This is a genomic window from Candidatus Poribacteria bacterium, assembly GCA_021295755.1.
Lineage (GTDB): Bacteria > Poribacteria > WGA-4E > WGA-4E > PCPOR2b > PCPOR2b.
Genome location: JAGWBT010000020.1, coordinates 35,953 through 42,622 on the forward strand (window position 1 = coordinate 35,953; position 6,670 = coordinate 42,622).

The window sequence follows — 6,670 nt, forward strand, 5'->3', positions numbered from 1 at the left end:
GAGGAGGCAAGGGTGGTAAGAAAGAAAATTCTGTTTACAGATTGGCGGGATATACAGTGTGGAGCGGTTGCTTGGTTGACGGCAGAGGGAGATCATTATCGAGTCAGCACGCCACCCGAACCACAGGTTTCCATGCGAGCGGAGCCTCGGTTGGTGCCACGCGGCATCCGGCTGCAGGCGCAACCGGCGCGTAAAGCGGGGAAAATGGAAAGTTACGGAGGCTGGGGGCGCGTCATCTTCGATGGAGAGCAGCATCGCACATGGTATATTGAGGTAAATGGGGTTTCAATGTTGGGTTCAGGATCGGTGGCACATACCGATACCATCACCTCCGTTGCTATCTGTGGGATTAAATCGCGGGATGGCTATCAGTGGGGCGAACCGACGCGCAGCGAAATCAATGTACCGGGCCAGCGTGGCTTCGACGGGATGACCTTTTTCATCGATCCACGTGCCCCTGAATCCCAGCGTTATAAGTTCATCTATTGCGCCCAATTTGAAAAGGGCATGTTCCAGTCGCATCTCACCGAATATTTCAACCGCCAGCCGCGCCATCGGGATGATCGAATATCGGGAGAGCGGCGGTTTGGAATGTTCGCTGCTGCTTCGCCCGATGGTGTCAACTGGACAGCGTTACCTGAACCGTTTATGTTGCACCCAAGCGATACCGACACCACAGTCTTGTGGAACGAGACGTTGGAACGGTACGTGATGTACACCCGTATGATGCGCAACGGCCGGCGCTGGATCGGACGGGCAGAAGCGGAGGATTTCATGCACTGGACGCCTGTGGTGCCTATTATCTGGCCCCGCCTTGATGATCCGCCGGACTATGATTTCTACTTGAACGGCTATAGCCCCTATCCGGAACTGCCGGAATATCAGTTGATGATTCCAATGCTCTATCACCGCTACACCGAACGTAGTGAGGTTCGGCTCTATTCAAGTGAGGATGGTATCGCGTGGAATCAGATTCCCGGTGGCCCTATTCTGACACCCGGCGAGTTAGGGGAGTGGGATTGCGAATTTATCGGTACAGGGAAAGACCTACAACCCTTTGGGGCAGACAAGGTTGCTATTCCTTATTCCGGGACGACTTACCCACACAAGTTTCCACGTTGGCCCGCGATTTTTGCCGCAGCGAACATGGGGTGGGCATACTGGCAGAAGGACCGGCTCTGCGCGGTGACCACCGACAACGAAGGCGAATTTTGGACTGTACCGATTCTCCCGTCAGGTCGGCAGATCCGACTGAGCTTCCGTGCGCCGATGGCGGGTAATATTGAGGTCGGGATTGAAGGGGTAGCGGGACGTTCTGCCTCCGACTGCGATCCACTCACCGGCAATTGGTCGGACAAGGTTGTAACGTGGAACGGTCAGTCGGACATCAATGCACCAGAGGGAAAACCGATTGTCCTACACGTGAAACTGCGCTCTGCGGAGCTCTTCTCCGTTGCATTTGACTGATCTCCTGTGGGAATTTCAAACGATGAAAGCTACTGGCTAACAACCGGAGCATTCACAACTGCAAGAAATTCTGGGTCATGCCGCACGGACTCGAAGGCTTCGTCCTCCTCAAAAAAACGCTTAATTGAACCACGTGCTGCGCGTCGCCGATCTTCGTGAGCACGCTTGAGATATTCGAGACTTGCTCCGCGTTCGTTTCGGAATTTTAGGGTCATCGCTGCCAGATACGCCATGATTCTTCCCCCGGACGACCACACCATCACCTTTTCCCCGATATAATCTCGGCGTTGGTCCCAATGTTGCGCCGCGCGGTGCAATAGGCGGATAGCAGCTTCACCCTCCCCTACCTCTGCGCAGCCCAGAGCGAGGCACGTCGTGGCGATGTGGATCGCTATGAAATACTTCCGATTCAGCCAGCGACGGATATCCGCCACACTGCCTCCCATAGGATAACCTCCGGCGTTTCGATAAATCTGCTCCAACCGTTTGCGCGTTGTCTCGCTTTCATCGGTGATACTCCCCAGCACGGTGTCTCGCTCAATGAGGTAACTCTCAAGGTTGGCTTCGGCTTCTGCAAGCAGCACCTTCACCTTTTGATGTTCACCAAGCTGATAATAGGTCGGTGCGAGATGGAGATAGTCACCCTGTGCCCCAATGAGAAGCGCCTGCTTTTCTGGATCCACTGTCTCCGTATTTTTGAGCCAGTCGATGAACGCTTCAAAGGTATAAATCGCTTCCCAGTAGCGTCCCAATTCGCGCAACATTTTACCACGTTCACGCGTGTAGAGTGCGCGATGCATCAGTGTGATTTCATCACCGATCTGCTCAACTAGATGCTCGGTCTGTTCCAACCAATCGGCAGCACATCCGACCTCGCGGTACGCATCAAAGACGTGGAGATATGAATCGAGTTGGTCGGTAAGGGTTGCCTGACCGTCAAACCGCTTCAGCAGCGTTTTGTGGGCGTTTACTGATCGCTTGTGGTCAGCGACGCACGGCTCCTGCATCTCGGCAATACTTCTGCACCCGGCGTCGAAGCCAGCGTCGAAATCGTCTGTCGTCATGGCAAAGTTCCAAAGCAGGTCCACATATTCCTCACACCGTTGAAACTGATGGTACAGATGCGCTAGTGCCCGAACCGTATCGGGGTCCCGTGCGCCGAGTCGATAGGCACAGGCGAGTTCGGTACACGCTTCTTCAATCAACGTGCTATCAACCATTCCATCTGGGAAAGAAAGTTGCTCCTCAATCATCTCCCGTGCGACCATACCGAGTCCTCGATATGCGGGGGCGTAGTCAGCTTGAACGTCTGCGGCGCGCTGGAACTGTTCACGGGCACTTTTCCAATTGCCTTCGGCAAGATACCGCTCACCCCGTTTTACCGCTTCTGTGACAACCTGTTCGGTAAAGTCTTCTGCCAAAGGTTGGCTCTCAATCGTGTTTTCGACCATACGAATCATCTCTTTCTTCAACCGTTTGCGTGCATCTGACAATCGTGTGGTAACCGCTGTCCGTGAAATCCCTAGAAACTGTGCAATCTCAGCGGACTTCATTTCGCGGATGTAGGATAGAATTAGGACCTCAGAAGAGATGTCAGGTAACGAAATAAGGCAACGCCACAGTAGTTGACGCAGTTCTGCGTGTTCGGCAGTTTCGTCAGGCGTTTTTTCCGCTGCGCTGACGTGTAGGAGTTGGGCTTTGTGCGCTGATTCCCAGGTGTTTTCGAGTAACCTCTCAACGCTCAAATCGTCCCGCTTCTCCCGGTAGAGCCACTTGTTAGCGAGATTCCGCGCGATCCCACACAGCCACATCCCGACTTTTTCCGGTGCGTCGAGGGATTCGATCGATAGATACGCTGTGACAAACGTCTCCGACGTCAAATCTTGGGCTTGATGGAAGTCCCGCACTTTCGGCAAAATGACGCCGTACACCGCCTTTTTGTGTTTTTCAACAAGTGCTGTAAAGGCTGTGGAATCCCCACCTCGGATGGCGTGAACGATTTGTACGTCATCTTGTTTCAATGTGTTACCCCCTTCATTATATTATGTACCCAAATGACCGAAAATGTCAGCGACTTTTTTGGAGGACAGTGGTAGTTCTTTTGCCTCACCCCCACTGAAATTGTCCCTTGACTTACTCACGTTGTTGGACTAAGATAAGTGAGGAGAGGCATAATTCAATAGATGTCATCGCTGGAAAGGTATTATAAACATGAAAAATTTTAACACATATCAAACTGAATCCAGAAAAACTTGGGGTATCATCCCGATGAATCACCCGATTGTATATCCGACGATGGGTCTAGTGAATGAAGCGGGAGAGGTTGCAGGAAAAATAAAGAAAATCTTCAGAGATCAGAAAGGTCAAATCACAGAAGAGGACAGACAATCGTTAAAAAACGAACTCGGTGATGTACTCTGGTACTTAACACAAATTTGTACAGAGCTAGGCTTGACTTTAGAGGAAGTAGCCGAAACGAATATAACCAAACTTTCCTCCAGACAAGAAAGGGGTAAACTTAGGGGATCTGGTGATAATAGATAGAACAGATCGATTTTAATAATTATGACAAATATTTAAACGAAGGAGACAGAAGAATGCCCGAAAAACGTCCTAACATCCTATTCGCTTTCGCCGACGACTGGGGCCGGTACGCCAGTGCGTATCGACAGATTGAAGGGGATAATACACCTAACGCCCTACTGGACACGCCGAACTTTGACCGCGTGGCACGTGAGGGGGCCCTGTTCACCAACGCTTTTGTACCCGCACCTTCCTGCACACCGTGCCGGAGTTCTATACTCACGGGTCGCTACTTCTGGCAGACGGGACGCGGCGCAATCCTCCAAGGAGCGGTCTGGGATTCGTCCATCCCCTCATACCCCTTACTGCTGGAAGAAGCAGGCTACCATATCGGTTATACCTACAAGGCGTGGTCGCCGGGGATACCAGACCGGACGCGCTACGCACCCGCAGGAACTAAGTTCGGCGAGTTTTCGTTTGTTGCTACAGAAAACGTTCCCGAACACGGAGTCGAGGGGGCGAAACAGATCCTCTACGACGAATCGCGCCAAAACTTCGACGCCTTTCTGGAAGCACGTCCACCGGATACGCCGTTCTGCTACTGGTGGGGTCCCACGAACACACATCGTAAATGGCAGCGTGGGTCTGGCAAGGCGCTCTGGGGATTAGACCCGGACGACCTGAAAGGACGGCTGCCCGCTTTTCTGCCGGACGTGCACGACGTGCGCGAGGATGTCTGCGACTACTTGGGTGAATGTCTCGCCGTAGATGCTGGACTTGGGGGACTTCTGGAACGCCTAGAAGAATTGGGGGAGTTGGATAATACACTAATTGTTGTGAGTGGCGATCACGGCATTCCGGGCTTCCCACGCGGCAAATGCAACCTATATAACCTCGGCTGCGAGGTGGCTCTGGCAGCACGTTGGCCCGGACATATCCCCGCCGGCAGAACGCTAAACGACTTTGTAAACCTCATGGATCTGGCACCGACCTTCATGGAGGCTGCTGGTCTTGAACCCCACAGCGACATGACAGCTCGAAGTCTGCTAAATGTACTTACCTCATCGCAAGACGAGCAGGTGGACCCAGAACGGACGTTCGTTGTTACTGGTCGAGAGCGGCATGTTGGCACGGCACGAGAGGGAAATCTGCCCTATCCGCAACGCGCCATCCGCACGAAGGATTTCCTGTACATCCGCAACTTCACTCCCGACCGTTGGCCCATGGGCGATCCGAAAGGTTTGGACGATCCCACCGCAGTGCCACCATCGTTCGACGATCTGTGCGATGACACAAGACTCGTCTATCCTGACATGGATGCCAGTCCAACGAAGGCGTGGATGATTCACCACCGTGCGGAGACACAGGTGCAGAGGTTATTTGAGATCGGATTTGGGAAGTTCCCGGCGGAGGAACTCTACGACCTGCGAGTAGATCCGCACTACCTGAATAACGTTGCAGAGGAGGCTCAATATAGGGAGGTCCGACAACAACTTTCCGATCAACTCATGGGTGTTCTGACAGAACAGGAGGATCCGCGGATTGTCGAGCTGGACTGCCGTTTCGAGCGTTCGCCATTCACAGACATCTAGCGTGTGTTGGTTCACTGATTTTGAGAAAGGAAAAGGTATATGATTCAGATTGCAGAAATGCTCGGTCCACAGCCCTCGCCGTTGTGGAAAATGGTCAAGCAGTGCGGCGTCGATTATGCGGTCGGCGCTATGGACACCCAAAACGACGCGGAAGACCTACCGCTAGAGGAACGGCCGTGGGGTTACAATTCACTCTCACGGGTGAAAAAGGCTTACGAAGACGGGGGATTTGAGCTCGCTGTCCTTGAGAGTCGTCCGCCGTTGAACAAAGCCAAACTCGGATTGCCCGGACATGACGAAGAAATCGAGACAGCCTGCGAACTTATCCGCAATATGGGAAAGTTGGGCATTCCGGTCTGGTGTTATGAATGGATGGCGGTGTTCAACTGGATGCGTACCTCCACGGAGATACCTACTCGCGGCGGTGCACTCGTTACAGGCTACGACGACGAACGGATGCATGACGAGCCAAACACCGAATACGGGGTTGTGACTGAGGAACAGTTGTGGGATAACCTGAAATACTTCCTTGAGCGCGTCGTGCCGGTCGCTGAAGAGGCGAATGTCAAATTGGCGATGCATCCCGATGACCCACCGCTTTCTCCCATCCGGGGGATTGGTCGGATTATGCGGAGCGTGGAGAACTATCAGCGTCTGATTGATCTGGTACCGAGTCCCGTGAATGGGATAACACTCTGTCAGGGCAACTTTACACTGATGACGGACGATCTGCCGTCGGTTATCCGTCATTTTGGGGATCAGGACAAAATCTTTTTCGTGCATTTGCGTGATGTGAAGGGAACGCCGGAGCGATTTGAGGAGACCTTCCACGACGATGGCAAAACCGATATGTTAGCGTGTCTACAGGCATATCGGGATATTGGATTCAATGGCGTGCTGCGTCCCGATCATGTGCCGACGATGGAGGGGGATAGCAACGAACACGCTGGGTATTCATCGCTAGGACGGTTGTTTGCCATCGGCTATATCAAAGGGCTGCGTGAATCGGTTTATCAAAAAACCCTTTAGGTCTAAGCCCCAAGCATTTATGCTTGGGATACAGATTGCTTTAGCAAGTTTTATGCTTG

At 52.8% G+C, this 6,670-nt stretch carries 5 protein-coding genes; 4 read left to right on the top strand and 1 reads right to left on the bottom strand.

What is annotated here, in order from left to right; all coding sequences use genetic code 11:
- Window positions 1-12: 12 nt before the first annotated feature.
- On the top strand, window positions 13-1,467 hold the full coding sequence (locus J4G02_04290) for a hypothetical protein (protein MCE2393805.1): 1,455 nt from the start codon (window positions 13-15) through the stop codon (window positions 1,465-1,467).
- 29 nt (window positions 1,468-1,496) lie between these two features.
- Here the strand turns inward: J4G02_04290 and J4G02_04295 are convergent, their stop codons facing one another.
- The gene (locus tag J4G02_04295) at window positions 1,497-3,488 is read right to left on the bottom strand and encodes a sigma-70 family RNA polymerase sigma factor (GenBank protein MCE2393806.1); all 1,992 of its coding nucleotides are present in this window, start codon (window positions 3,486-3,488) and stop codon (window positions 1,497-1,499) included.
- 190 nt (window positions 3,489-3,678) lie between these two features.
- Between J4G02_04295 and J4G02_04300 the strand changes: the two genes are divergently transcribed.
- From J4G02_04300 to J4G02_04310, 3 genes are read left to right on the top strand one after another with little or no spacing between them, the layout of a single operon-like run.
- On the top strand, window positions 3,679-4,011 hold the full coding sequence (locus tag J4G02_04300; GenBank protein MCE2393807.1) for a nucleoside triphosphate pyrophosphohydrolase family protein: 333 nt from the start codon (window positions 3,679-3,681) through the stop codon (window positions 4,009-4,011).
- A 53-nt stretch (window positions 4,012-4,064) separates the two neighbouring features.
- Window positions 4,065-5,582, top strand: a complete 1,518-nt coding sequence (locus tag J4G02_04305) for a sulfatase (GenBank protein ID MCE2393808.1) — start codon at window positions 4,065-4,067, stop codon at window positions 5,580-5,582.
- Window positions 5,583-5,621: 39 nt separating this feature from the next.
- Window positions 5,622-6,611, top strand: a complete 990-nt coding sequence (locus tag J4G02_04310) for a mannonate dehydratase (protein ID MCE2393809.1) — start codon at window positions 5,622-5,624, stop codon at window positions 6,609-6,611.
- The last annotated feature ends 59 nt before the right edge of the window (window positions 6,612-6,670 follow it).

Excerpts from the sequence above, each read along its gene's own strand:
- J4G02_04300 (MCE2393807.1), top strand. The coding sequence starts at position 3,679 with ATGAAAAATTTTAACACATATCAAACTGAATCCAGAAAAACTTGGGGT.
- J4G02_04305 (MCE2393808.1), top strand. The coding sequence starts at position 4,065 with ATGCCCGAAAAACGTCCTAACATCCTATTCGCTTTCGCCGACGACTGG.
- J4G02_04310 (MCE2393809.1), top strand. The coding sequence starts at position 5,622 with ATGATTCAGATTGCAGAAATGCTCGGTCCACAGCCCTCGCCGTTGTGG.